Source organism: Candidatus Clostridium eludens (assembly GCF_045310515.1).
GTDB classification, from domain to species: Bacteria; Bacillota; Clostridia; order Clostridiales; family Clostridiaceae; genus Clostridium_B; species Clostridium_B eludens.
In genome coordinates, this window is record NZ_JBJHZX010000019.1 from 42,369 (window position 1) to 69,098 (window position 26,730).

The following is a 26,730-nucleotide window of genomic DNA, read 5'->3' on the forward strand; positions in this document are numbered from 1 at the left end:
TATATTCCTATTATATTCCTAAAAGATTTTTAGTATGCTGCTCAACTTGTTCTGGAGTAATATTTATGTTTCTAGCAACCCCTGTATCAATAGCGGCTTTAGCTACTGCAGCCGCTACCTTAGGAGCTATTCTAAGATCAAAAGCCTCTGGTATAACATACTGTGGAGAAAGTTTATCTTCCCCTACTAACTCTGCTATGGCATAAGCTGCAGCTACCTTCATTTCATCATTTATCTGTGAAGCTCGAACATCTAAGGCTCCTCTAAATATTCCAGGAAAAGCCAATACATTGTTAACTTGATTTGGAAAATCAGATCTTCCAGTACATACAATTTTGGCTCCAGCTTTTAAAGCCGCCTCTGGCAATATCTCAGGATTTGGATTGGCCATTGCCATTATTACTGCATTTTCATTCATTGATTTCACCATTTCCTCACTGACACAATTAGCTTTAGATACTCCTAAAAATACATCCGCCCCTTTTAATGCTTCCTTTAATTCTCCTTTTATAAGGGATTTATTAGTTACATCTGCCATTTCTTCTTTATATTTATTCATTCCCAGGGTTCTGCCTTTATATAATGTGCCCTTACTATCGCAAAGTATTATATCTTTTACTTTCATCTTTAAAAGCAACTTTGTAATAGCAGTACCTGCTGCACCTGCACCATTTACCACTACCTTTATATCCTGAAATTTTTTATTGACAATTTTAAGTGCATTTATAATACAAGCTAAGGAAACTACTGCAGTACCGTGTTGATCGTCGTGAAATATAGGAATGTTACTTATTTCCTTTAATTTTGATTCGATCTCAAAACACTCCGGAGCCTTTATATCCTCTAAATTTACTCCTCCAAATGTTGGTTCCATAAGTTTCACAGCTTCTATAACTTTATGTACATTTCTTGTATCCAAACATATAGGAAAAGCATCTACCCCTGCAAAAGCTTTAAATAATACACACTTTCCTTCCATAACAGGAAGCCCTGCTGCCGCTCCTATATCTCCTAGTCCAAGTACTGCTGTTCCGTTTGTAACTACAGCCACCCAATTGCCTTTGGAAGTATATTCATATATTCTTCCTTCATCTTTTTTAATTTCCAAACAAGGTTCTGCAACTCCTGGTGTATATGCAAGAGTTAAATCATCCTTGTTTTTTACAGGCACTTTACATTCTAGTGCAATTTTGCCTTCATTTTCACTGTGAAATTTTAAGGCCCTTTCCTTCAAATCATCCATATATAAAATGTCCTCCTAAAATTTATTTAATTTAGACATATGAAATAGTCTAAATGTCTTATTGCTATAAAAGTTAGTATATCATTATTTTTAATCCATGTCATAGATACTTTTATATAAAACCCTATCATTACTAACGCCACTGACTTCTTCAAAGTGGCAGCTGCATCCTTAAATTGCACACTGTGAATTGACTATACATCCAGCTGCTCTCCCTTAAACCTTTTAGGCAAAAATAAACAAAGTATCAGTGAAACTATATTTACTATAATAAAACATAAGAATAATAGGTGTAATCCTGAATTTAAAGACTCTTTTACAAGTTCAGCCGAAATATTATTATTTAAAACCTGCGTATTGTACAAATTACTAGGCTCTATACCGTTAATACCCAAATTTTGAAAGTATCTTATTATACTTAAGTTAAATATACTTCCAAATACACTTATTCCTATGGTCTGACCTAAATTCCTGAGAAGTGTATTAGATGCCACCGCTACTCCTCTCATAAAATAATCTACTGAAGTTTGTATAACTATTGTCTGGGTAGTAGTATTACCTCCAAATCCAAAACCTAGTATTAATACAGAAAGTATTACCAAAATTAATGAAGAATTCATATTAAGAGCAGGTAATAACACACTCCCCAGCAATACTATAAAGGAACTTACTAAAACTATATTTTTTTTACTATATTTAGTTATATACTTGCCTAAAAATATTGAAGACATAAGCCACGCAAGGGACATAGGTGCCATACAAAGTCCAGAAATAGTAGCACCAAACCCCAGTACATTTTGCATATACAAAACTATATATACATCTATTGCAATTAATACAGCCGACTGTAGAAAACTTATTGTATTCACTATAACATTGGCTTTGGTAAATATTTCAAAAGGTATAATAGGTTCTTTTGCTCTTTTTTCCACAAAATAAAAGATACTAAGAAAAATAAAAGATACTAAAACACATATAAGTACAAAAAATACACTTTCTTTATTCCCTCCAGCTAAAAATCCATATAATAAAAGTACAATAGAAATAGTTAAAATTATTATTCCTAGATAATCTATATGTACATCTCTCTTTTCAAAATTTTCTTTAAGATTTTTTTGAATAAGTATCACAGATATTATTCCAAAAGGTATGTTTATAAAAAAAATCCAGTGCCAGGACAGAGTATCTATTAAAAACCCTCCCAAAAAAGGTCCTATTAAACTTGCAGCTCCCCATACTGTACTTAGCCAGCCTTGAACTTTAGCCCTTCCAGAAACAGAGAATACATCTCCTATTATAGTATATGTCAAGGTAAATATTGAACCTGCTCCTATTCCCTGGATAGCACGGGACATTATAAGAAAATACATATTTTGAGATAATCCGCATAAAAAACTTCCTGCTAAAAATATTACTATGCCTAAAGTCAGAGTATTTTTTCTTCCATATAAATCTGCTAATTTACCATATATAGGTGTGGTCACAGTTGATGTAAGCAAATATGTAGAGAACACCCAACTCATAAGATAAAATCCATTTAGATTTTTTACTATAGTAGGCACAGCCGTAATTACAACAGTTCCTTCCACAGCCGCAAGAAACATAGCCACCATGCTAGCTATAACTATGTTCCTCTTTTCTAATTCCATATTAAATTTCACTTCCTTTCCATACATACCTTAAACACAAAAAGTGCTCCCTAAAAAACTTCAGGTTCTCTTATGAGCCTGAAGCTTTGTACTTTAGATGTTAGAAAACAAATAGTTTCATGTAAATACGTGTTATGTACTCTAAAATAATTTTACCGTCCAATAATTCACTCTACTTTCAGCTTCATTTTAATTCCGGAACCTATTTCCTGCACTGTAGGAAGTATTTCTTTAAATTGTTCTGGAATATCTCCATGAAGTCCATACTCTCCATTTCCAGGATCCCCCTGATCTTTAAAGGCATACTGTACAATTAATTTTTCTCCATCTTTACAAAGAATTATACCTATAGACGGGTTGTCCTCATCATTCTTAATTGAGTCATCTACTATAGAAAGATGAAAAGTTAGAATTCCAAGATACTCAGGTCTGAACTTTCCTATCTTAAATTCAACAATTAAATAACACTTTAGTTTTAAATTATAAAAGAGCAAATCCACATAATAATCTCCACCTGAAAGTTCTATGTGATATTTTTTCCCCACTAATGCAAAACCTCTATTTAGCTCCAAAAAAAATTCCGTCACATTTTTCATAAACTGTCCTTGAAAATATTTTTCCTTTACTTCATCTGAAATTTCCATAAAATCTACTAAATATTCATCTTTTAATACACGAAAATAATTTTTAATTTCATCTTTAGATGGTTTATCACCATTTTCTTCTATCACCACATCCTGTACAAAGTAAGAACCATTTGAATCTACACTATGGTTTTCTCTTACTTCACTATCTTTAATAAAATCATCTTCTCCTGTAATAATACTTTTATTCTCAATAGATTGTAAATCCTCATAATAGATGTCTGCTTTTGAAATCTCGTCCTCTTCCCCTGCCATGCCATATTCTACATCTATATTGTTAATCAGCTCCTCAGTTGTCCAACCTTTTTCAAGAATCTTATTTATACATTCTGTTCGTTTATCTATATCTTTTATTTTATTTAAGATAATCATGTTACAGGACCAACTTACTTTAGAAGCTGTCTTATCCACAAAATCTTTTGACTCATATTCTCTTGCAAATACAGTCATATTCTTTAAATTTTTTTCTGTAAAACTCAGGTTTCCAGGAAACTTAAGCTTAAGATAATCTGATAAAATATTTATAAATTCAACTCCACATCCACTGTGTTCCCTTGCTAAAATTAAGTTTCCAATTTCCCAGTATAATCTAAACATATTCTCACTTATATTTGTATATGTCTTGTTTTTAGAAAGAATTATATCCATATTCAAGTTTTCAAGAAGTGCCCCTATATCATTATTATTATGATATTCCAACATGTAAAACCACCTCATAACCGATATTTGTTTATATAGATCATTTTGACTTTAGTAACTCCATAATAATATTATAAGGTAAAATCTACAATATTTCTACTAAAATTATGAGTATTTAGTCATTTTAAAATAGAAATATGCTCATATGAAATATTGTAACAAAATTAGGACGTAACATCCTCTTCTTTAAAATTAATGCTTTTTACGTATCTGTCCTGACCTATTATAGTATTTTCAAATATATTTTTAGCATTTTCTAAGTATAATTCTGGCTCAGGCATAGAAGGACTAAAATGAGTGAGCCATAATTGCTCTACCATTGCCTTTTTAGCAATAGTTGCTGCTTCTGAAAAGATCATATGCTTATATCGAATAGCCTTAGAGATATCTTCACCATCTCCATACATGCCTTCACATATGAATACATCAGATTCTTTTACAAACCCCATTAGTTCTTCAGTAGGCCTTGAATCTGTGCAATAGGATATTTTTAATCCTTTACGACTATGTCCAAGTACCATATCAGGAGTATACAAACTATCACCCTGTTTTACTTCTTCTCCTTTTTGAAGCTTACTCCAAAACGCCAATGGTACTTTATTTTTTAAGGCCTTCTCCTTATGAAACTTTCTGTTTCTTTCTATAACTATGGAATATGCAAAGCAAGGTATTCCATGATCCACAGACACTACATTTATATTAAAATGCCCTACTTTTTGAGAACACTGACCACTTCCATGAAATTCAATTAAATTTATATCGTAGGGAAGTGCTGGAGCTATTACCCTAAGTCCTGTAACAACCTGACCTAGTCCAGCAGGCCCTATTATGGTAATAGGTTCTAATCTGCCTGAATTGGCTATGGTAAGCAATAATCCTGGAAGCCCTGCTATATGATCTGCATGAAAATGTGTAAATAAAATTACATCTATATTCCCAATTTTCCATCCCAATATTTTTAAACTAACCTGGGTACCTTCACCGCAATCTATAAGCAATTTTCTTCCTTTATAAGAAGCTATCATTGAAGTCAGATTCCTGTCAGGCACAGGCATACTTCCTCCACATCCTAATAAACACACATCTAACATAAATCTATGGTTTCCTTTCTTTAACTTGATATTCAATAATTAAAGCTGCAGAAATACCTGCAGCTTACATTCCAATAATATAAAGTCTTATATGTTACAACTTCAATTAATATTCATAAATACAATTTTATAAAAATTAAGTAATTAAAAAGTTTATGCGCTTAATATTAAATCATCAATCTTACAGCCAAGTATTTTTGCAATTACAGCAACTTTTTCAAGGCTTGGATTTTTCTTATCTCCTCTCTCCAATTCTTCTAAATAAGATTTTGAAATCGAAGTCTTAAATTTGGTATTTCTAGTAATATTTTGAATATCCTGAGTAGTATATCCTAAGCTTACCCTTATATCACGAATTTTTTTTCCGTTTAACATAAGAAAACCCCCTAATTTAATATTAACTTTTATAAATTTTATTATACTACTTTCTCATAAAAATTTGTAGTCAAATTTCATTTTTAGCTATGTTCTCACATTCCATTATTTGTTTTTTAGCATTAAATTATTTAAAATATGTAATAGTTCTTTAGCTCTTGATTCATTTTCCATGGTATAAATTGATATAGATTTATTCTCATTTTCTATTTCGCCTATGTTATCTGAAATATCTATGGATGCATTTGTACACTGGTTTACAGAATCTACTATTGAACACATTATTTCATTAATTTCCATAGATGACTGATTTATATTTTCTGTAAGTTCAGAAAATCTTTGTATCACCAATTTAAATCGCATTCCGTCTTCTTCATATTCATTACTGATTTTTATAACTTTCTCATAATCTGATAAAATATTGTTCTCTATCATTTTTAATATTCCTTCCGCTGAATCTGATAACTCTACCACTGATATTAGAATATCTTTTACATTTTCCTGTATACTGTTTACCATATCGGAAGACTGTACTGCAAGTTTTCTCACCTCTTCTGCCACTACCATAAATCCTTTGCCGTATTCCCCTGCTCTTACAGCTTCAATACGGGCATTCAATGCTAATAAATTTGTACGTTTTGATATATTTCTTATTTTTTCAGCCATTTCAGAAACAGTACTTACAACCTTTACTGATTCTAGTGCTCTTCTTAATTCTTTACTGGATTTAACATAATAGCTTTCTAAACTATACTTGGAATTTTCCGTATTTTTTTTAATATATGCCGCTTTTTTCTTTATATTTTCTGTAAGAACTAAGCCTTCATCAGCTTCTTCTACCACATTTTGTATTTTATCTTTTACTTTCAAAATTTTTTTATTTACTTCCTCCACTGAGAACAATGTTTTTTCCATATTAGAGGATATTTGAGAAGATTTATCCGACACCATTCTTAACTCTACGTTGGATTTTTCAAACATTTCATTCACATTATTAGTAGATTCCAAAGTTTGGCTGCTTTGCTTTTCTACCTGCTCTATAATACCTGCTATATCATCCATTGCATAGTTTAATGCTGCTGCTGTATCTCCAAATTCATCCTTTTCTTTAATTTTAATTCTATATCCTAAATTAAACTTAGATAACTCCAGTGCATATTTTCTTATTTTTAATAAAGGTTTCTTTATAGTTCCAGCTATAAACAATCCTATGAACAATCCTATTAGTATAAATACAACAGTCATAGAGATTATCTTATATTTAAGTACCTGTACTTCACTAAATATTTCTTTTTGATCTATTGTAAGACCTAAAGACCAATTTGAATTGGGTATAGGCGAATATGCCATAAACATACCTTTTCCGTCTTCACTATAATAGCCTGATCCGCTTTTGCCATTTATCATATTTTTTTCTAGATCTGCAAGAGCAGTAAGGGATTTATCTTTTTGGGCATTTTTTATGGTATTATCTTTATTTAGAACCAAAGTCAGATTTTTATGAACTACTTTAGTTCCATCTTTATCAATTATAAAACAATATCCGCTCTGTCCAATTTTCATACTTTGAACAAGTTTATTCAATTCCACCATACTTATATTTGAAAATAATACTCCAACAACTTTATTATTATCATTTTTTATAGGAACTGCCACCGCAATTATCTGATCTCCGTTAACATTAAAGTAAGGTCCTTCAATTTCTACATTTCCATTTAACGCACTTTTAAGATACTTTGAATCACTGCTGTCTAAATTTATCTGTGTTTTTCCTCCGCTTTGCATATAAGCTAAACCATTTAAGTCCATTACATTAAGGCTTGCATAATTCAATTCCTGTGCCCTTTTTGCCAGAACAGGAATTTGAAGGTCGGGAACCATGGATTTTATCTCTTCCCTGTCTGCTATTTCAGTCATAACCCTAGACTCCTGTTTTAACATAGATGCTATCAGCTTGGATGATTCCACTGCTCTATCTCTAAGTGAAGAATCTATGCTTTTTTCCATTGTTCTGTAAGAACTATAACAAGCTATCACCCCAAGAACACCACAAATTAATATAACTAATATCCCTATTTGGGCAATTATTTTCACAACTACACTATTCAAAAATAATAAATTAAATTTTTTTATTTTTGGAAATGACAAATTAAATTTGCCAATTCTTATCTTATTCCCAAATGGCAGATTTAATTTACTGATTTTTATCTTATTTCTAAATGGAAGATTAAATTTACTAACTTTTATCTTATTTCTAAATGGCAAATTAAATTTACTAATTTTCATCTTGATTTTATCAAGTAAGTTTAACAATTTAGAATACTTTATTTTAAACACTCCAACTCCTCCAATACGTTTACTCTTAGGTATATGAAAGCAAATAAGCCAAAGATACCTTAAATGGCATTATCTACTATGACAATTTTAATACATGAATTTTAACTTATGGTTAAGAAATTGGATTCTTATTCTAAACTTAACTTAAACTTAACCTATATTTAACTTGAATTGATATTTTATACTATGAAACTTCATAATAAGATATTAAAGACTTAGGCTTTAAGTAAATGCCTAAGTCTTTTGTTATCTGCACATAGATAAAAAATATTTATGAAAATTTAAATCCTCTGTAAGCTCAGGATGAAATGAAGTCACAACAATATTTTTATACCTTGCAGCAACTATATTGCCTTTTACACTACATAAACTCTTTACACTGCTGCCCAAGTACGTAATAAAAGGAGCTCTTATAAAAACTAAAGGTACCTTAGAAGGTGATACTTCTGGAATTAAGGTGTCACAATAAAAACTATCTATTTGGCTTCCATATGCATTTCTCCTTACCTTAATATCTATGACCTTGAGATAACTTTTATCTGAATTCTCTATAGAATTTGCAAGTAATATCATACCGGCACAAGTTCCCCAGACAGGCAGTCCCTTAAGTATTTTTTCTCTTAAAGGCCTAAGCATATCTGTATCTATTAAAAGTTTACCCATAGTAGTACTCTCTCCACCAGGAAGTATAATACCATCAATATTATCTAACTCATATTTATTCTTTACTTCTACAGGAATAGCTTTAAGTGATTCAATATGATGAATATGTTCTATTACTCCCCCTTGGAATGACAGTACTCCAATTCTCATATCTACCAGCCCCGTCCTGCATATTTCTCTTTTAAGTTTTCAATCTCAATTCCAGGCATTGCATCTCCAATATCTTCTGAAACTTCCTGTATTACCTTAGGATCATTGTAATAGGTTGTGGCAAGTACGATAGCATGGGCTCTTTTTTCTGGATTTTCAGATTTAAATATTCCCGAACCTACAAATACGCCTTCAGCTCCCAGCTGCATCATAAGTGCTGCATCTGCAGGAGTTGCAATTCCACCTGCTGCAAAGTTTACTACAGGAAGTTTTCCACTTTCCCATACGTATTTTATTAAATCATACGGTGCCTGAAATTCTTTTGCTAAGGTCATGAGTTCCTCAGCCTTTGCACTTTTAACTTTTCCCATTTCATCTACCATGGTTCTCATATGAGTTACAGCTTCAACCACATTTCCAGTGCCAGCTTCTCCTTTAGTTCTTATCATAGCTGCTCCTTCCCCAATTCTTCTAAGTGCTTCTCCCAAATTCCTGGCTCCGCATACAAAAGGCACTTCAAAATCCCATTTATTTATGTGATAAAAGTTATCTGCCGGAGTTAAAACCTCACTTTCATCTATAAAATCTATATTTAATTGCTGTAATACCTGGGCTTCTACAAAATGTCCTATTCTAACTTTTGCCATAACTGGTATAGATACAGCCTTTTTTATTTCTTTTATCATTTTAGGATCGGACATTCTTGCAACTCCCCCCTGTTTTCTTATATCTGAGGGTACTCTCTCAAGAGCCATAACAGCACAAGCCCCTGCCTTTTCAGCAATAATGGCTTGTTCTTTATTTACCACATCCATTATGACTCCACCTTTTAACATTTGAGCTAAATTTTTATTTATTTCATATTTGTCCATACTATTTTTCCCCCTATAATATTTATTAAATAATTTTAGAACAGATAGTTATATTATATTTAATATATTATATTTTCCAAATGTATCGATACATTTTAAGGTTAAGCGAATTTTCTCAAACTAAAAAAGCTTATCACACAGCTGATAAGCTTTTTTTAGCATTACTATTAGTAAATAGCCTGCTTTATATAATTTCCCTCCAATAGATGTTCCAAGACCTTTCCATCTGTATTTTTCAGTTCTAATCCTAATAACTTAGCAATAGTTGGTGCTTCATCAACCAAATTCATCTGCTGTATAATTACTCCCTTTTTTATTCCTTTGCCTGAGGCCATAAACACGGTAGTATAATTAGGTTTAAAAGGAGAATATCCATGATTACATAACTTGTACCCATCTTCTCCTTGCAAATTCTCTTTATCAATTTCCTCTATTAATTCTCCATAAATTTTATCTTGAAAATAATAAGGAAGTTTGGCCTCCAGCATCAGGGAACATTGTTCATCCGCACCAAGCTCCAAAGCTTCTTCTCTTGAATAAATTGCTTCTATACCCTCATATACTACATTAAAATCTTCAATTAATTCTCTAATTTCTTTTAATACTTTAGAATCATTATTTTTCACATATACATACACACATCCATCACAACTTTTTGTTATAGCCTTGTAATCCGATATTTTTCCTTTTGCATTAACTTTAATATATCCTCTGTCTTTTAAAAGTACATTAAGATTAATTACTTTATTTGTATCCAAGCTACTGTGATCACCTAAAATAATAATGGTACTTTCTTCGTATATACCTTTTTCCTTGAGTGCCTGTACTATTTCTCCTATTCTTTTATCATGCCTTTTTAATGCAAGTGTTGCCTCTTCTGAATTAAAACCATATTTATGCCTCATACTGTCTAAATCGCTATAATGTGCCAAAGTTAAATCCACATGTTTATTTTTTATAGTATGCAACAATGATTTATGAATAAAATTATCAAGGTTAGGCTGCTTTATGCCATCTCTCAAATAGCCAAATTTCCTATTGAGCTCATACTGAAATAAAGGAGCCCCATTTAATAATGAAACTATCACCTGGCTCTGCCAGAGTCTATTGGCAAAAATTTCAGGCATATTATACTGTATTTTAGATCTAGCTGTTACGGGCCAGAGTAATGCTGCCACTTTCATGCCATTTTCTATAGCCAGATCATAAAAAGTATCTCCTTTTATTTCATTTCTATACCAGTACCAATCTGGACACTTTCTATTAGGCTGCAGCAAAGTATTGTTTATTATTCCGTGATTTTTAGGATATTTTCCCGTGACAATAGATACATGAGCCGGATAAGTTAGGGTAGGATACACACTATAAACATTTTTACAATAGGATGCTGTAGCTAAAAAACTTTTAAAATTGGGCAAATTGCTAATATATTCAAAATCCAAAGAGGATAATCCATCTAATGAAATAATATATAAATATTTCGATGTTCGCTGCATATAATCTACCTCCTGTATAATAAACTTAGTAAATCCTTTAATATATTATATTTGTATAACTTTATGTTAATATTGACTTCATGTAAAAATAATTAAATATAGCATTACAATATATTATAATTAATGATATCATAACACCGCTAAGAAGTGTTTAACTGTGTTATAATACCATTAAATAACTTGAGAAGGTGGTTTTTATATGAAATATGAAGTACTTCATATATTAAAAGAAAATTCCAATACATTTGTATCCGGTCAATTAATAAGTGATAAATTGGGGGTAAGCCGTACTGCCATATGGAAATATATAAAAAATCTAAAGGAAGAAGGTTATATCATAGATTCCTCTTCTAAAAAGGGGTATAAACTACTATATTCTCCAGATACGCTGTCTTTTGAAGAAATTAAAAACTATTTAAAAACAAGCCATATAGGCAAAAAAATTATCTACCTGGAGAGCATAGATTCTACAAACAATAAAGCAAAAGAATTGGCTGATAAAGGCGAGGACCATGGCACTGTAGTCATATCCGAAGAACAAACAGGAGGCAGAGGAAGACTTGGCAGAGTATGGTGTTCTCCTAAATACAAGGGCATATGGCTGTCTATAATTCTAAGGCCAGACTTAAATCCCATGAAAATTCCAAAAATAACTCAAATAGCTGCTGCCGCTGTAATAGAAAGCTTAAATGCTTTTAACATACAAGCAAAAATAAAATGGCCTAACGATATAATACTTAATGGGAAAAAAATATGCGGCATTTTAACTGAAATGAATGCAGAACTAAATAAAGTACATTATGTAATTGTAGGAATAGGCATAAATGCTAATTTAACCCGTGATGATTTTGAAGAAGATATATTAAACAAAGCTACATCCATAAAAATAGAGACAACATCTACCCTGGACAGAAAATCTTTTGTAGGCGCCTTAATAAATAAATTTGAATATTTATATGAAGAATTTCACCAAAAGCAAACCATTAAATCTTCTATAGATATATGCAAGTCTAATTCTGCAGTTATAGGAAAGAATATAAAAATAATAAAAAGAGGAACTGAAACATTGGCAAAAGCTTTAGATTTAGATGACAATGGTGGTTTAATTGTGCAGCATGAAGATGGATCCCTTGAAAATTTAATATCTGGAGAAATTTCTATACGAGGATTAAACGGATATATATAAACTTTTTAATTTTAAAATTTTATTATTTTATGTTTAAATTATATGAAAATAGCAAACTATAGTATTAAAATATACTCAGGATGTGTTAATCATGATTTTAATAAAAAATGTAGAAATATTTGCTCCCGAATCTTTAGGGGAAAAAAACATATTGATATGTTTTGATAAAATAGCATATATATCTAAAAATATAGACATTCCACACAGTAATTTCCCCGAAATTCAAATAATAGAAGGCGACGGCTTAAAAGCAACTCCAGGTATAATTGACCTTCACATACATATAAACGGAGCTGGAGGTGAAGGAGGATTTAATACTCGTACTCCCGAGTTGAATCTTACAGACTTCACCTTAAATGGAATTACAACTTGTGTAGGTCTTTTAGGTACAGATGGAATCACAAGAAATATGGGTTCCTTATTGGCAAAATCAAGAGCTCTTGAAATAGAAGGCGTATCTACATACTGTTGGACAGGATGTTATGCCGTACCTACCAGAACTCTTACAGATAGTGTAAGAGGAGATATTATACTTATAGATAAAATAATAGGAGCCGGCGAAATAGCTCTTTCAGACCACAGAGGCAGTCATCCTTCTGAACAGGATTTAATGCATTTAGCCTGTGAAACCCGGGTAGGAGGACTTATTTCAGGCAAATGTGGAGTATTGCATATGCACCTAGGTGATGGAAAAAATGGCTTAACTCCTGTGTTTGATCTAATAGAAAATTCAGATATACCCTATGAAAATTTACTGCCTACACACCTTAACAGAAATAGCTTACTATCTAAACAATCTATAGAATATTTGAAAATGGGTGGCTTTGTAGATATAACTACAGGAATTAAAAATGAAGGAGACCAGGCTGTAAGCGCATCCCAGCTCTATAATAAAATATTAAAAGAACATATTTCTCCCTATAATGTAACTATGAGTTCTGATGCAGGCGGCAGTATGCCCTTCTTTGACCATAAAGGCACTTTAACTAAATTAACTGCAGGTATGCCCTATACAAATATTAATTCAATAAGAGAATCCATTGAAATGGGAATACCTATGGAACTAGCTCTTATACCTCTAACTTCATCTCCTGCAAAATTTTTAAAGTTTAATCATAAAGGCAGAATAGCCGAAGGCTGTGACGCTGACTTAATTTTATTAGATAACAAATTAAATATTAACACTGTTATAAGCAAAGGAAAAATTATGGTTCAAAATTATAAACCTTTAGCCTATGGAACCTTTGAAAAAAGTTAATAGTTAAGGATGATTTTTGTTTACTTTGTTGAAAAAATCCTAAATTCAAAGTTTAGATATCTCCAAATAAATAACAAGTCAACAATAGTAACACTATTGACTCATTATTTATTTGAAGATTCATAAATGGAGACTTTAACTATTCAAAATATCTCCTTCTGTAGATATTATGACTTCTCTATATGGAAGTATAGTTTGTGTTTTTAACATGGCATTTTTAACTGCATTTACAATACCACCGCAGCATGGTACTTCCATTCTAACTACAGTTATGCTCTTTAGCTGGTTATTTTTTATAATTTCTATAAATTTATCCTCGTAATATTTAATATCATCTAATTTAGGACATCCTATTACTGTAATATGATCTTTTATAAAGTCTTTATGAAAGTTTCCATATGCATAAGCAGTGCAGTCAGCTGCTACAAGTAAATTTGCTTCCTTAAGATAATGTGCATTGCTATTTATAAGTTTTAACTGAACAGGCCATTGAGTTAATTGGGATGTAACCTTAAAATTAGATGTTATGTCCTCTATATGTTTAGATTTGTCTTTACTTTCACTAGGAATCCTCTCTATTTTTTTTGCAGCTGTACCAGGACATCCGCAAGCCATTACATCCTGTTCTTTTGATTTTTTTATTTCTCCAATTTTCTTCATAACTAATTCTTCATCATAAGCTTTACTTTCCCTTTCAATTATAGTTATAGCTCCAGTAGGACACTCTGGAAGACAATCCCCTAAACCATCACAGTATTCATCACTTATAAGTCGGGCTTTTCCATTTACTAATTCAATGGCATTTTCATGACATGCATCAGCACACAGTCCACACCCGTTACATTTTTTTTCATTTATATCAACAATTTTTCTTATCATCATATTTTCCTCCCTTGTTTTGATATATCTATTATAATAAAATATAAGTGTAATATCTGTATCCTATGTTACCATATACAATAATTAAATTTTAAAATATGATATTAGATAATTGAAGATGGTGAAAGAACTCTATTATTTTAAAAAAGGGAAACGAAAAATTTTTTCGTTTCCCTTTAATAATTTATTGATTACCAAGAACCGCATCCGCATCCACAGCATAATAATAATAATATTATTATTATTACCACTTCTTTTCCGCGTCCGAATCCACCGCAACCAACATCACATCTACGTGACATAAAGATCCCTCCTTGTTATCTTAAATATATACTATTTTAAGTTACCTAATCTATCATCTGTTCTGTATCTTATTGCCTTAATTAAGCCTATAAGATCAATTAGTAAATCACAAAAACTATTTAATAAAAAGCATACGTATCTTTACTAAATCTTTTTTTTACTTCCTTGGTCATTTTAAAACATCTTCTTTAGCAATTAATGCCACAACATAATAATAAGAGTATTATTATAACTACTACTTCTTTTCCATGTCCTAATCCGCAACCACCATCAAATCTACGACCACATCTTGACATAAAGATCCCTCCTTGTCATCTTCAAAATAATTTATTTAGGTACTCTTTTTTTTCATCATGTGTTCTATACTTATATAATATTAATCAGTGGTATAAATGTTACTTTTATTTTTTACTATATAGTGAAGCTATCAATACCCATATAATTTTTTACAAAATAGTGTAAAGGCTTCCACAAAAAAATAAACTATAAACAACCTTTCAATTGTTCATAGTCTATCTTATCCCCCGTCAAGTAAAATTAGCTTGTCTATATATTTGCGAAAATCTTCTAATACTGGTAAACTACGCTTACATTAGCTCCAATTTTATAAACTCCCGTTTCTATAGTAGTACCTTCACTTCCACCTATATTTTTTAATGATGCTGAATCATAGGAAATAGGATACTCAATAGGAATACCATTCGAATTTTCTGTTATTGTAGTTAGAGTTGACAGTTTCACATCCAACGCAGTAGCTATTGCTTGTGCTTTAGATTTTGCATTTAATATAGCATTTGTCAAGGCTTCATTGTAATATTTTTCATAATTACTTACCCCAAAAGTTACTCCATTAGAAATATTGGCTCCACTTGCTATAGCAGTATCAATTATATTTCCAATTGAAGCTATATCTTTAACTGTAACATTTAAAGTGCTGTTAACTGTATACCCAATAATTGTACTAGTTCCTGTTTTATCATCATAGTTATATTTAGGATTAATAGAATAATTTGAGGTTTTAATATCCTCACTTACCACTCCAGCTTTTTTTACAGCTTCAATAACCTTATTTATTGTTGTAGAATTATTTTTTTGTGCTTCATCTAATGTACTATTTTCTGTTGTTACTCCTAAATATAAATAACCAATGTCAGGTACCACATTCACCTCACCATATCCCGTAACATTTATAGTCCTTGCTGAAGCTTCATTAGTGGCATTTTCTGCAGCTAATACTTTACAATTAGAGCTTGGAATTACTCCAAATAAGAAAAGAAATATAGCTGTAGACATAAAAATTAATGGCCATTTTCTTTTTAATAAATTAATGCTTTTCAAAATTAACACTCCTTACATTTTTTATATTAATAAATTTAAAATTTATTCTCCTTTATGTAATACTTTTCCTACCACTGCGTAAGCCTGCCAATTTTAACTTTATCTTCTTCATAAGTTTAGACGATTAAACATAAAATTCTGTTTCAAAAATTTTAAAGATAAGAGGCTATTGTATTAACAATTTTCCATCGTTAATACAATAGCCTCTTTCTTATCCATATTTTCATTAATTTATGATACATTTTTCAATAAATAACTTTACATTATTTTCCTCTTTAGTTCTATCACAGCCACCTCTTCCTAATCTATCACACAGCCCAAGTAAAGCTACTTCATAAATATCTCCATATTCCTTCATACCCTTTATATCTCCAAAAGGCAGTTTATTTAACACAAAGAGTATATGCATGTGATATCTTATCAAATAATAAACCTTATTTATAAATTCAATGTTATCCATAAACTCAGATAAGAAATCTCTTGAAAGTTCTGCTCCCACTTTATCATGGTCATAGGAAGTTATTTTATCCCCTCTAGTCTTTGTTGTAGATGGCTTCCCAATATCATGAAGCAGTGCTGCCCACATAAAAGCTGAAACATTGTTACTTTTATTTTTTACTTTTGCCCCTTCATCTACAACCATCAATGTATGATTCCAAACATTACCCTCTGGATGATATCGTAGGGACTGTTTTGTATCCTTAAGCTTACATAACATATTAAAAGGATACATTTCAAATTCCTTATGGTTAATTATACTATCTAGATATTTTGATGGTTCTTTATCATCTAACAAATGATAATTTATCTCTTGAAATAAATCTTTATAAGGATTCATTTTTATCTTCTGCATTAATATCATTTATATCAAAAACAGCTCTGGCGCTTTCTGCTTGGGGATCATGCTTTATATGCTTAGAATGAAACTTTCCATCCTCTTTTTTTCCGTTTTTAGTACTTCTTTTCTTATTCTGCTCGCTCATATTCTTCTCCTTATCTCTTATTATTAGATCCTGACGATTCCTTTTTTGAATTATGTGTTTGATTAATATAAGAACCGTTAACCTGAATGGAATTTTCAAGGTTAGCAAGTTTTTGCTGATCATTTATTGGATTTTCAAATGTTTTATTATGGGAGTTTTTATTCTTAGACATACTATCACCTCGAAATTAGTATTCCTAATATCAGTATTTATATTCTTATAAAACATATCATTCATAGAACATCATCCCCTGTGCAGCTTACTGCCATTTTATTAATCTTGGATTCTCATCCATAATGGATTTATACTGTTCTAAACTCCCGTATTTACCTTCAGGATCTGCTTTTAAATACCGTATATACTTAGATTGTCTTAATTCATTGGTGGACCAACCAAAATGTTTTAATCTTACATAGCATATACATCCAGGCAAGCTAAATATATTTTCAGGAATCCTTCCGCAATGCAGCGGTTTTTCTTCCCAAGTATAATTAAAATTAGGCTGATATCTTATCAAAAATGGTCTGTAATACTTGTGTGCCCCCCAATAAAAGTCTTCTCTATAGTGACTTTCATCCCACATATCATATAGCCTAAAAGCATAGTAATCAAAATTAGGTTCATTGATTAGTGTCCTAATAATATCACATATTCTATCTTCAAAAATTTCATCTGCATCTAAAAATAATATCCAATCAGGATTTGTATTTGCTGTTATTTCCCACAATTGTTTCCTCAGAACAATTTCATTACTAAACCCATGTTCTTTATTTTCAACTAAAGTTAATGGTATATTTTCAAATACTTTTTTACATATTTCAACTGAATTATCTTCGCTGGCATCATCTAAAATTACCGCATTATCTATATATTTAGCTGCATGTGCCAAAACCCTTTCTAAAAACTTTTTACTTTCATTTCTCACAAGCATAGCAAGGGTCAGTTTATTCCCTGTATCTTTGTTTATTCTTATTCGCTCATATAATAGATCTAAAATATTGTATCCAAAAAGAGGTTTGTTATCTCTATTTATAAGCTTTATACTTTCTATCAGCATAGACTGTGTATTTAATTCTAAGTTACAAGTAAATACTTTCACAAAATTTTCTGTTATATTTTTGCTTTCTAATTGAAATTTACATACTATATTAATTTTATTATCATCTATATTAGCTCTATCAGTATTAATATCTAATATATTTATATTATTTACTGGCTTTTTTTCTATAATATAATTCATAATACTACTTTTATCTTTATTAAACTTTTCTGCATAATTAGAAGATAGATACTTATTCACTTCAAATTTATCAATATTATTATAATTAAAGCAGTAGAATTTATCCAAAAAATCTTTTACAAAATTATTAATATACAAGGAATTATTAATTTCATATATACATTTACTTCTAAATTGTTCTACTCCTTTTAAATCCTCTTTTCTGTATATATGGTAAGCTGGATAAGCAGTATCGACATACAGCTTAAAACCTAACGCTGCTGCCCTTATACAAAAGTGCCTGTCCTCTCCCCAAAATGATAAATTATAAATCTTATTAAAATTAATTCCTTTATCAATGGCTTTCTTGCTTATCAAAGTACAAGCTCCTAAGCCTCCTACCTCATATATGCCTGGTTTTTTTAATTTTTCTATAAAATCTGTATATCTTTTATTAGATTCCTCTTCAGTTAATATTTCATTTCTTTCTTTAGTAATAAACGAATATTCATCACACATCCAAACCTGCGGCAATTGGCCTGCATTTTTTTGCCACCTGGTCCAAAATATTTCGCATATTATATCTTTGTCACTACTTATTAAACTTGATAATGTCTTAGGATGCAGCATTATATCTGAATCTATCAAGAATAAATAATCATAACAATTTTCTTTAGCATATTGTATAATTCTATTTTTATATTGTGCTATTTTCCAAATTAAACTTTCCTTCCAATAGTGTGTGTCTTCTGTACGTACATAAGTGTCTATTTTTTCTCCTCTTTCAATAATAACTTTATCTTTTGTTTCCTGAGAAAAATTTTTAAGCAAATTGCTTGAATTTAGATCATCATTGTCATCTATAAAAAAATAGTTTATGGTAATGTCTTCTTTTATAATATTTTTTAAAAAACTTATAAAGCTTACTAATATATCATGGGGTTGTCTCACAGGACTCCCAATTAAAACTTTTGTGTTCTCATTCATTAATTTTCCTCCTCGTACAATTTACTATGGGTACTAAATAATAGCCTAGTAAATTATTCTCCTTATATACTATTCATAAACCTAATTATTGCCTATACACAAAAACAATATGATTTTGTAGCATAATGTAAATTAAATTTAAAAGTCACTTACCTAATGGTTAACTAAAATCATTACAATTTCATATAATGTATTTATAATATTGTAAGCAGGAGGTTTCTTATAATGAATATTTATATGATACCGTTTTTTATAAATAAAGAAAATTATGATGAAGATATAGATATGGCATATCAGTGTTTAGAAAGCTTATCTTATTCTAAAGATGTCAATTTATTAATTTTTAATCAAGGATGTTTATCTAATGAAGAATTAGATGCGATTTTACAAAAATTTAATTTTAATTATAAGCTGCTGGGTAATGGTGAAAATGTTGGTATTACACTATCTAGATATATAGGATTTCGATATATTATAGAAAACTATTCCAATATTGATTATGTTACAGAGGCTCATGTTGATATGATTTTCCCACCTAATTGGCAGGATCCCTTAATTGATTATTTAAATTCATCTGAAGAACCTATGATATCCCCTGAAATAGTAACTAATTTTTCAGATGAGATTTCTTCAAATGACACTATTAGTTTAAAGGATAAAATCAAGTACCTATCTACAAAAGGAGAAGATAAAATCACCCAAGGATTTGTACATCCTGTGATTCATAAATTAAGTATATTAAAAGAATTATGTCCTTATGATGTTGGATTTTTAACAGGTACTCAAGGCTATGAGGATGACAGTATTTTGCTAGGATATAATTATTACATGGGTACAGGTAAAAAGTGGGTACCTAAGATCTATCATAAATCTTGTGTTTATCATAAAACACTATTTCAAAGATTTAAACTTCCAAATTTGTCTGAATCATTCAATAAAAATTATCAAGGATTAAAATTAGAATATGGATCCTATGGATTAAAAGAATTAGCTAGGATTTATCCTGACAATAATTTTTTCGTGGGTGAGTATCATAAATCTATAGTAAATCCTGATATATACAGAAAATACAATAAGTATATTGACGAAAACGATCTTAAAAGAACATCTTGTATAAACAAAAAGTCCTCCAGATTTATAGTTACCACTGATGAAGAAAGGACAGAATGCCTATTAAAATTTCCTAATGATTGGTGGAGCAGATGCTACGAATACACCTGGGCATCAAATTTTTCAGAAGAGAATGATATCTGTTTAGATGCGGCCTGTGGTGCTCCTCATCCATTTAAATTTTATTTAGCTAGTATATGTAAAGATGTATATGCCTGTGATATTGATACTGATATCTTAAATAAAAACAAAATCTTATCAAGAGTTAGTGAATACTTCGACGAAGAAGATGTTAAAAAAGCTGCCCAATATATAGATAAAATAAAATTTTCAAATAATAGTCTGGCAAATCTCCCTTATGAGGACAATAAATTTGATAAAGTCTATTGTATTTCAGTAATCGAACATCTTCCTGTTGGAGATATAAAAAAATCTATTAATGAATTCTATAGAGTTTTACGAAAAGATGGACTTCTCGTATTAACTATTGATTATCCAACTGCAGATTTAAACTTCTTAGTTAACTGTTTAAAAAATACTGGATTTAAATTTGCAGATTCACTTGATTGTAAAATATACCCTAATGCCATATATTCTAAATTATTAGGAGGATTATACTGTTTTAGATTATTATTAAAGAAATAATAACTTCTTTGATTAAAGAAGAAACTTATTTAAAGCATAAGTAATAAAGGCTGCAGAATCTAATTCTTCACAGCCTTATTATAATATTAAAAAAATCATTTACATCCTTATTCGAATCCCATTTTTTTAAAATATTCCCTATTATAGAGTATTCTTTTATCATTGGGTCTGAATTTAGCAGCTATTTCATTGTGTTCATAAGCTAATTTATGATTACCTAATTTATCATAACAAACACATAATTGCAAATGAGGAAGCCACGTCCAACAGGCATCACTAAAGAATCCCAAGCTATTTACTGGCTTTCTTAAATCTGCAGCTGTTTTATACCAAAATGCTGCTTGATTAATCTTATTTTCTTGTAAGAAGGAAAATCCAAGTCTGCAGCATGCTTCAGCTCTTGGGGAATCATATTCAAAACTTTTAAAGGCATATTTACGACTTTCCTCACCTTTATTAATTGATTGGTAATAGTCACATATCTTTCCGCAGACATGGATATTATCTTCATACCATCCTCTTTTTGAATCTAAGAAATTATTATAATATTTTAAAGCCTCTTCAAATATTCCATGATCATATAACTCATTTCCATAATACAATATATCTCTTGGCGTAAATTCAAGCCCTTCTTTTAATTTATTTTGGAAAATCTCAAGATTACGACTAGGAGAATAGTTTATTTTTTTGTGAGTTACACTAATTTCGCTGTTAATTATATTTCCATATACTTCTAAATACTCATGAACAAAGCCAATCCATTTGAAATTTTTTTCTCTTTTAACTAACCTGTTACGTCTGTAACTTGTGGTTATATTACCATATTCATCAAAGCCTATATTGTATTTCATTGTTACAGAATCTATAGAGGTATCTAAATTTTTCTTCAAGGATTTAAACTTTTCTACATCTTTAGGAAGCAGTACATCATCCGCATCTAACCATAAAATGTAATCTTTAGTTGCCTTACTAAATGCAAAATTTCTTGCAGCTGAGAAATCATCAATCCATTTAAAATCATAAACATTATTAATATGTTTTTTTATTACATTTTTAGTATTATCAGAAGAACCTGTATCTACTATTATAAATTCATCTATTATATCTTTTACAGAATCTAAACATCTTCCTATGGTATCTTCTTCATTTTTTACTATCATACAAAGACTAACAGTTATCATATAATCACTTCCTAGTATAATAATGATATAGCCACTAAGAGCTATTCTTTTATTAATAAATTTCTAAAACTAAGTAACAGAAGAAGGGTTTCTCCCCTCATCAGATGCTACTTCTATAATTTAATATGTCTGACGGTTCCTTATAGACTCCAGACTTTTCATAATGTATAATTCTTAAGGATAGGATAAAGAATGTTCGCTTCCTTGGGAAGTCAGTTACTACTGACCTATACCTGCGATTAAGTCAATTAGTCCATTCAATGAGGTTTTATGATTAGCTGGTTGGGAGCCTCAGGCTATACCCGTATCACATGCTAGGATGTGTACTCATTGCTTGGAAATGGATTCCTATTAAGAAAGGAGCTATTGCTCATGTCAAACATTATTAAACATAATTTATTTATCTCTGTTGGGATTGATGTCGGTGCAGACTTCAGTTGGATGTCTATTGCTCTTCCCAACCAAACATTTGTAAAAAAGCCTTTTAAAATCCTACATTCTGATTTAAATTCCCTTGCTATCGCTGTTTCTAAAATAAAAGAAGCAGAAGAGCTGTATTCTTTGGAAAGTCGCATTTTCCTAGAATCCACGGGAATTTATCATTACCCACTCTTCTGCTATCTTCGTGATAAGGAATTTAATGTTAGCATTATTAATCCTATTATCACTAAGAATAGCACAAACATTAACATTAGAAAAGTGCATAATGATAGATTTGATTCAAAAAAAGCTGCCTTAATAGGCTTAAATCCTAATTTAAAAGTTTCCCTTATGCCGTCAGACCTTGCTCTTGACTTAAAAAATCTTTCAAGAGAATATTACGACCTAATGGATAATCGCTCTGCTTACGTAAATAAACTTCAAGCTGAACTTCGTATGGTATTTCCTCAGTATTTGAAAATATTTTCAAAGATAACTACAAATACAGCTCTGACACTATTAGAAAAATATACTTCTCCAAATGCATTTTTAAGTACCTCCAAAGAAGAAATCATTGAGTCTATCAGACTTACTATCCGTTTTGGACTTACATATGCTTATGATAAGTATAATGCCATCATTAAAGCTGCTAATGATGCAAATACTTTTGGTCATGCTGTAAGTAGTAACTTTAAGCGAATTCGCTTATATATCTAGCTTCATTCGAAAGTACGATGAAGAAATTTCTTCAATACTCTCTGATATGCATACACTTGTTGATACAAACGAAACTACTGATTTTGTGAAACAAATTCACTTGATTGAATCATTCAAAGGTGCAGGCTTTCTTTCTGCCGTAAGTCTTATGGCTGAAATCGGAGATTTCTCTGCATTTAACTTACCCAAACAGCTCTTTGCTTACTTTGGTTTGGATCCAGCAGTAAAACAATCTGGTAAATTTAATGGTACGAAAATCAGCATATCAAAACGAGGTTCTCGAATTGCTAGAAGAGTTATTCACACTATGGCTTTAATCAGTATCAGTAAAAACAAAGATGGTTCTGCTAAAAATTCTGTACTTCGAGACTACTATCTTTTGAAATGCCAGAGTAAGCCTAAAATGGTGGCTCTTGGAGCCGTTATGCATAAAGTTTGTAATATTGTATTTGCCATTCTTCGTGATGAAAAAGAGTTTGAAATCATCACACCAGAAGAACACCAAAAGAATTATCGCAAAGCGAAATGCGGCTTCGCTGCGTAGTATAATTTCATAAACACAATTTCTGTTTTTTGTTAATTAATCAAAAGATTATTAAAGTAGCCCTTTTTTAAGGTAATAAAAATATTAATTATTTTTTTATCCTTATTGACATTTCTTAGCTGGACTTAAAACTCAGTACGTTATATAATATGAAAACGCAAAAAAAGTGATACAAGCTTTATAACATAAAAAAATACTGGCTATCTAAAAAATAGCCAGTATCAATTATATTATGATCTATCCTATGATGTTCAACGCTTTAGTGGTTGCCGTAACGCTTGTAATATTAGTAGAGCTAGTAAGTGTAATCTGAATATCATAAGTGTGAGAACCAGCTGTCGGAGTTTGAGTCCATGTCAAATTAGAAATTTCTGTGTGTGCTTCTCCAATTGAAGTAGCAGTACCTGCATTATTAATTGTTATTGAAGCTACAGTAGCTGTATCTTCACGTAACTCATACAGAATTGAATAACTATAAGGAGCTACTAGACCCACTACTATATCTAATTCTACCACGGAATCCAATTTTATTTCCTGTCCAGTCGTAGTTATTGTCTGAGAAAGAAGTGCAGTTGGGGTACCAGTGATTGCATTAGCTGTACTATTCTCCGAAGAAGATAGTATGCTTACAGGTCCCGTTGCTCCAGTTGCTCCTGTTGCCCCAGTTGGACCTGTTGCTCCTGTTGCTCCTGTGTCTCCCGTTGCTCCTGTATCTCCCGTTGCTCCTGTTGGACCCGTTGCCCCGGTTACTCCGGTTGCTCCGGTTTCTCCTGTTGCTCCAGTTTCTCCTGTTGCTCCTGTCGCTCCCGTTTCTCCGGTTGCTCCTGTCGCTCCTGTATCTCCTGTTGCCCCGGTTGCTCCTGTTGCTCCTGTTGGGCCTGTTGGTCCTGTTGCTCCGGTTTCTCCTGTTGCTCCTGTTGCTCCTGTTGGACCTGTTGCTCCGGTGTCTCCCGTTGCTCCTGTTGCTCCTGTTGCTCCTGTTGCTCCTGTTGCCCCGGTTTCTCCTGTTACTCCTGTTGCTCCTGTTGCCCCAGTTGGACCGGTTGCCCCGGTTGCTCCTGTTGCTCCTGTGTCTCCAGTTGGGCCTGTTGCTCCGGTATCTCCTGTTGCTCCTGTTGCTCCTGTTGGACCTGTTGCTCCGGTGTCTCCTGTTGCTCCAGTTGCTCCAGTTGGGCCTGTTGCTCCGGTATCTCCTGTTGCCCCAGTTGCTCCGGTTGCTCCGGTGTCCCCAGTTGCTCCGGTTGCTCCGGTATCTCCTGTTGCTCCTGTTGCTCCAGTTGCTCCTGTTGCTCCTGTCGCTCCCGTTGCTCCAGTTGCTCCTGTTGCCCCGGTTTCTCCGGTTGGGCCTGTTGCTCCTGTTGCTCCTGTTGCTCCGGTGTCTCCTGTTGCTCCGGTTGCTCCTGTTGCCCCAGTTGGACCTGTATCTCCAGTTGCTCCTGTTGCTCCAGTTGCTCCGGTTTCACCTGTTGCTCCTGTTGCTCCGGTTGGGCCTGTTGGGCCTGTAGCTCCGGTTTCTCCTGTTGCTCCTGTTGCTCCAGTTGCTCCAGTTGCTCCTGTTGCCCCGGTTTCTCCGGTTGGGCCTGTTGCTCCTGTTGCTCCTGTTGCTCCGGTGTCTCCTGTTGCTCCGGTTGCTCCTGTTGCCCCAGTTGGACCTGTATCTCCAGTTGCTCCTGTTGCTCCTGTTGCTCCGGTTTCACCTGTTGCTCCTGTTGCTCCGGTTGGGCCTGTTGGGCCTGTAGCTCCGGTGTCTCCCGTTGCTCCTGTTGGACCTGTTGCTCCGGTTGCCCCAGTGTCTCCTGTTGGGCCTGTTGCCCCGGTTGCTCCAGTTGCTCCGGTATCTCCCGTTGCTCCTGTTGCTCCAGTTGAACCTGTTGCTCCTGTTGCTCCCGTTGCTCCTGTGTCTCCCGTTACTCCGGTTGCTCCTGTTGGACCCGTTGCTCCCGTTGCTCCTGTTGGACCCGTTGCTCCTGTTGCTCCGGTGTCTCCTGTTGCTCCGGTTGCTCCGGTTGCCCCAGTTGGGCCTGTTGCCCCGGTATCTCCAGTTGCTCCAGTTGCTCCTGTATCTCCAGTTGCTCCGGTTGGACCCGTTGCTCCTGTTGCTCCTGTATCTCCAGTTGCTCCTGTCGCTCCTGTTGCCCCGGTTACTCCCGTTGCTCCTGTTGCTCCTGTCGCTCCTGTTGCCCCGGTTACTCCCGTTGCTCCTGTTGGACCTGTTGCTCCTGTTGTTCCAGTTGCTCCTGTTGCTCCGGTTTCTCCTGTTGCTCCGGTTTCACCTGTTGCTCCTGTTGCCCCTGTTGCTCCGGTATCTCCAGTTGCTCCGGTTTCACCTGTTGCTCCTGTTGGGCCTGTTGGGCCTGTTGCTCCGGTTTCTCCGGTTACTCCCGTTGCTCCGGTTGGGCCTGTTGCTCCAGTTGGACCGGTTGCCCCAGTTGCTCCGGTTACTCCCGTTGCTCCAGTTGCTCCTGTTGGGCCTGTTGCTCCGGTTGCCCCAGTTGCTCCGGTTGGACCGGTTGCTCCGGTATCTCCTGTTGCCCCAGTTGCTCCGGTTGCTCCGGTGTCCCCAGTTGCTCCAGTTGCTCCAGTTGCTCCGGTATCTCCCGTTGCTCCAGTTGCTCCCGTTGCCCCGGTTTCTCCTGTTGCTCCTGTTGCTCCAGTTGCTCCTGTTGCTCCTGTTGCTCCTGTTGCTCCTGTTGCTCCTGTTGCTCCTGTTGCTCCTGTTGCTCCTGTTGCTCCTGTTGCTC

The 26,730-nt window shown here is 32.9% G+C and carries 22 protein-coding genes and 1 pseudogene; 5 read left to right on the forward strand and 18 right to left on the reverse strand.

The annotated features are described in order from the left end of the window. Positions 1-10: 10 nt before the first annotated feature. The 10 genes from ACJDU8_RS13530 to ACJDU8_RS13575 all read right to left on the reverse strand — a co-directional run bounded on the left by ACJDU8_RS13530 (position 11) and on the right by ACJDU8_RS13575 (position 11,219). Positions 11-1,243, reverse strand: a complete 1,233-nt coding sequence (locus ACJDU8_RS13530) for an NAD(P)-dependent malic enzyme (RefSeq protein WP_406792682.1) — start codon at positions 1,241-1,243, stop codon at positions 11-13. A gap of 26 nt (positions 1,244-1,269) precedes the next feature. Beyond that, positions 1,270-1,398 carry a hypothetical protein gene (locus tag ACJDU8_RS13535; protein WP_406792683.1) on the reverse strand — a complete coding sequence of 43 codons (129 nt, stop codon included), beginning with the start codon at positions 1,396-1,398 and terminating at the stop codon, positions 1,270-1,272. 39 nt (positions 1,399-1,437) lie between these two features. Further along, complete coding sequence (locus ACJDU8_RS13540) at positions 1,438-2,892, reverse strand: MDR family MFS transporter (protein WP_406792684.1); 1,455 nt, start codon at positions 2,890-2,892, stop codon at positions 1,438-1,440. Between the two features lie 167 nt (positions 2,893-3,059). Next, the gene (locus ACJDU8_RS13545; RefSeq protein WP_406792685.1) at positions 3,060-4,238 is read right to left on the reverse strand and encodes a PDDEXK nuclease domain-containing protein; all 1,179 of its coding nucleotides are present in this window, start codon (positions 4,236-4,238) and stop codon (positions 3,060-3,062) included. Between the two features lie 161 nt (positions 4,239-4,399). After that, positions 4,400-5,326: a ribonuclease Z gene (locus ACJDU8_RS13550; protein WP_406792686.1), complete on the reverse strand. Its 927-nt coding sequence runs from the start codon at positions 5,324-5,326 to the stop codon at positions 4,400-4,402. Positions 5,327-5,479: 153 nt separating this feature from the next. Continuing rightward, positions 5,480-5,701 (reverse strand): helix-turn-helix domain-containing protein, encoded by a 222-nt coding sequence (locus tag ACJDU8_RS13555; RefSeq protein WP_012102757.1) that lies wholly within the window; start codon positions 5,699-5,701, stop codon positions 5,480-5,482. Positions 5,702-5,806: 105 nt separating this feature from the next. Beyond that, positions 5,807-8,038 (reverse strand): methyl-accepting chemotaxis protein, encoded by a 2,232-nt coding sequence (locus ACJDU8_RS13560; protein ID WP_406792687.1) that lies wholly within the window; start codon positions 8,036-8,038, stop codon positions 5,807-5,809. Between the two features lie 246 nt (positions 8,039-8,284). Continuing rightward, complete coding sequence (pdxT, locus tag ACJDU8_RS13565) at positions 8,285-8,851, reverse strand: pyridoxal 5'-phosphate synthase glutaminase subunit PdxT (protein WP_406792688.1); 567 nt, start codon at positions 8,849-8,851, stop codon at positions 8,285-8,287. 2 nt (positions 8,852-8,853) lie between these two features. Further along, positions 8,854-9,723, reverse strand: a complete 870-nt coding sequence (pdxS, locus tag ACJDU8_RS13570) for a pyridoxal 5'-phosphate synthase lyase subunit PdxS (RefSeq protein WP_406792689.1) — start codon at positions 9,721-9,723, stop codon at positions 8,854-8,856. A gap of 167 nt (positions 9,724-9,890) precedes the next feature. Then, complete coding sequence (locus ACJDU8_RS13575) at positions 9,891-11,219, reverse strand: alkaline phosphatase family protein (RefSeq protein WP_406792690.1); 1,329 nt, start codon at positions 11,217-11,219, stop codon at positions 9,891-9,893. Positions 11,220-11,418: 199 nt separating this feature from the next. Between ACJDU8_RS13575 and ACJDU8_RS13580 the strand changes: the two genes are divergently transcribed. Then, positions 11,419-12,405, forward strand: a complete 987-nt coding sequence (locus ACJDU8_RS13580; protein WP_406792691.1) for a biotin--[acetyl-CoA-carboxylase] ligase — start codon at positions 11,419-11,421, stop codon at positions 12,403-12,405. Between the two features lie 91 nt (positions 12,406-12,496). Beyond that, positions 12,497-13,663, forward strand: a complete 1,167-nt coding sequence (iadA, locus tag ACJDU8_RS13585; RefSeq protein ID WP_406792692.1) for a beta-aspartyl-peptidase — start codon at positions 12,497-12,499, stop codon at positions 13,661-13,663. Positions 13,664-13,798: 135 nt separating this feature from the next. Here iadA and ACJDU8_RS13590 read toward each other — a convergent pair whose 3' ends face one another. The 6 genes from ACJDU8_RS13590 to ACJDU8_RS13615 all read right to left on the reverse strand — a co-directional run bounded on the left by ACJDU8_RS13590 (position 13,799) and on the right by ACJDU8_RS13615 (position 19,372). Next, complete coding sequence (locus ACJDU8_RS13590; RefSeq protein WP_406792729.1) at positions 13,799-14,542, reverse strand: ATP-binding protein; 744 nt, start codon at positions 14,540-14,542, stop codon at positions 13,799-13,801. Between the two features lie 870 nt (positions 14,543-15,412). Next, positions 15,413-16,192: an SIMPL domain-containing protein gene (locus ACJDU8_RS13595; protein ID WP_406792693.1), complete on the reverse strand. Its 780-nt coding sequence runs from the start codon at positions 16,190-16,192 to the stop codon at positions 15,413-15,415. A 217-nt stretch (positions 16,193-16,409) separates the two neighbouring features. Further along, positions 16,410-17,021, reverse strand: coding sequence for an HDIG domain-containing metalloprotein (locus tag ACJDU8_RS13600; protein ID WP_406792694.1), 612 nt, complete (start codon positions 17,019-17,021; stop codon positions 16,410-16,412). Further along, a complete protein-coding gene (locus ACJDU8_RS13605) occupies positions 17,008-17,166 on the reverse strand; it encodes a CPC_1213 family protein (protein ID WP_198039481.1) in 159 nt (52 codons plus the stop codon). The genes ACJDU8_RS13600 and ACJDU8_RS13605 overlap by 14 nt, the downstream gene beginning before the upstream one ends. A gap of 10 nt (positions 17,167-17,176) precedes the next feature. After that, the gene (locus ACJDU8_RS13610) at positions 17,177-17,338 is read right to left on the reverse strand and encodes a hypothetical protein (RefSeq protein ID WP_406792695.1); all 162 of its coding nucleotides are present in this window, start codon (positions 17,336-17,338) and stop codon (positions 17,177-17,179) included. 87 nt (positions 17,339-17,425) lie between these two features. Then, complete coding sequence (locus ACJDU8_RS13615) at positions 17,426-19,372, reverse strand: glycosyltransferase family 2 protein (RefSeq protein ID WP_406792696.1); 1,947 nt, start codon at positions 19,370-19,372, stop codon at positions 17,426-17,428. A 225-nt stretch (positions 19,373-19,597) separates the two neighbouring features. Between ACJDU8_RS13615 and ACJDU8_RS13620 the strand changes: the two genes are divergently transcribed. Further along, positions 19,598-21,127, forward strand: coding sequence for a class I SAM-dependent methyltransferase (locus ACJDU8_RS13620; RefSeq protein WP_406792697.1), 1,530 nt, complete (start codon positions 19,598-19,600; stop codon positions 21,125-21,127). A 107-nt stretch (positions 21,128-21,234) separates the two neighbouring features. Here the strand turns inward: ACJDU8_RS13620 and ACJDU8_RS13625 are convergent, their stop codons facing one another. Further along, positions 21,235-22,308 carry a glycosyltransferase gene (locus tag ACJDU8_RS13625; protein ID WP_406792698.1) on the reverse strand — a complete coding sequence of 358 codons (1,074 nt, stop codon included), beginning with the start codon at positions 22,306-22,308 and terminating at the stop codon, positions 21,235-21,237. Between the two features lie 372 nt (positions 22,309-22,680). Between ACJDU8_RS13625 and ACJDU8_RS13630 the strand changes: the two genes are divergently transcribed. Both ACJDU8_RS13630 and ACJDU8_RS13635 read left to right on the forward strand, forming a co-directional pair. After that, on the forward strand, positions 22,681-23,445 hold the full coding sequence (locus ACJDU8_RS13630; RefSeq protein WP_406792699.1) for an IS110 family transposase: 765 nt from the start codon (positions 22,681-22,683) through the stop codon (positions 23,443-23,445). Between the two features lie 85 nt (positions 23,446-23,530). Next, complete coding sequence (locus ACJDU8_RS13635) at positions 23,531-23,989, forward strand: transposase (protein ID WP_406792700.1); 459 nt, start codon at positions 23,531-23,533, stop codon at positions 23,987-23,989. A 237-nt stretch (positions 23,990-24,226) separates the two neighbouring features. Here the strand turns inward: ACJDU8_RS13635 and ACJDU8_RS13640 are convergent. Beyond that, positions 24,227-26,730, reverse strand: a pseudogene (locus ACJDU8_RS13640) (collagen-like protein); the annotation flags it as partial.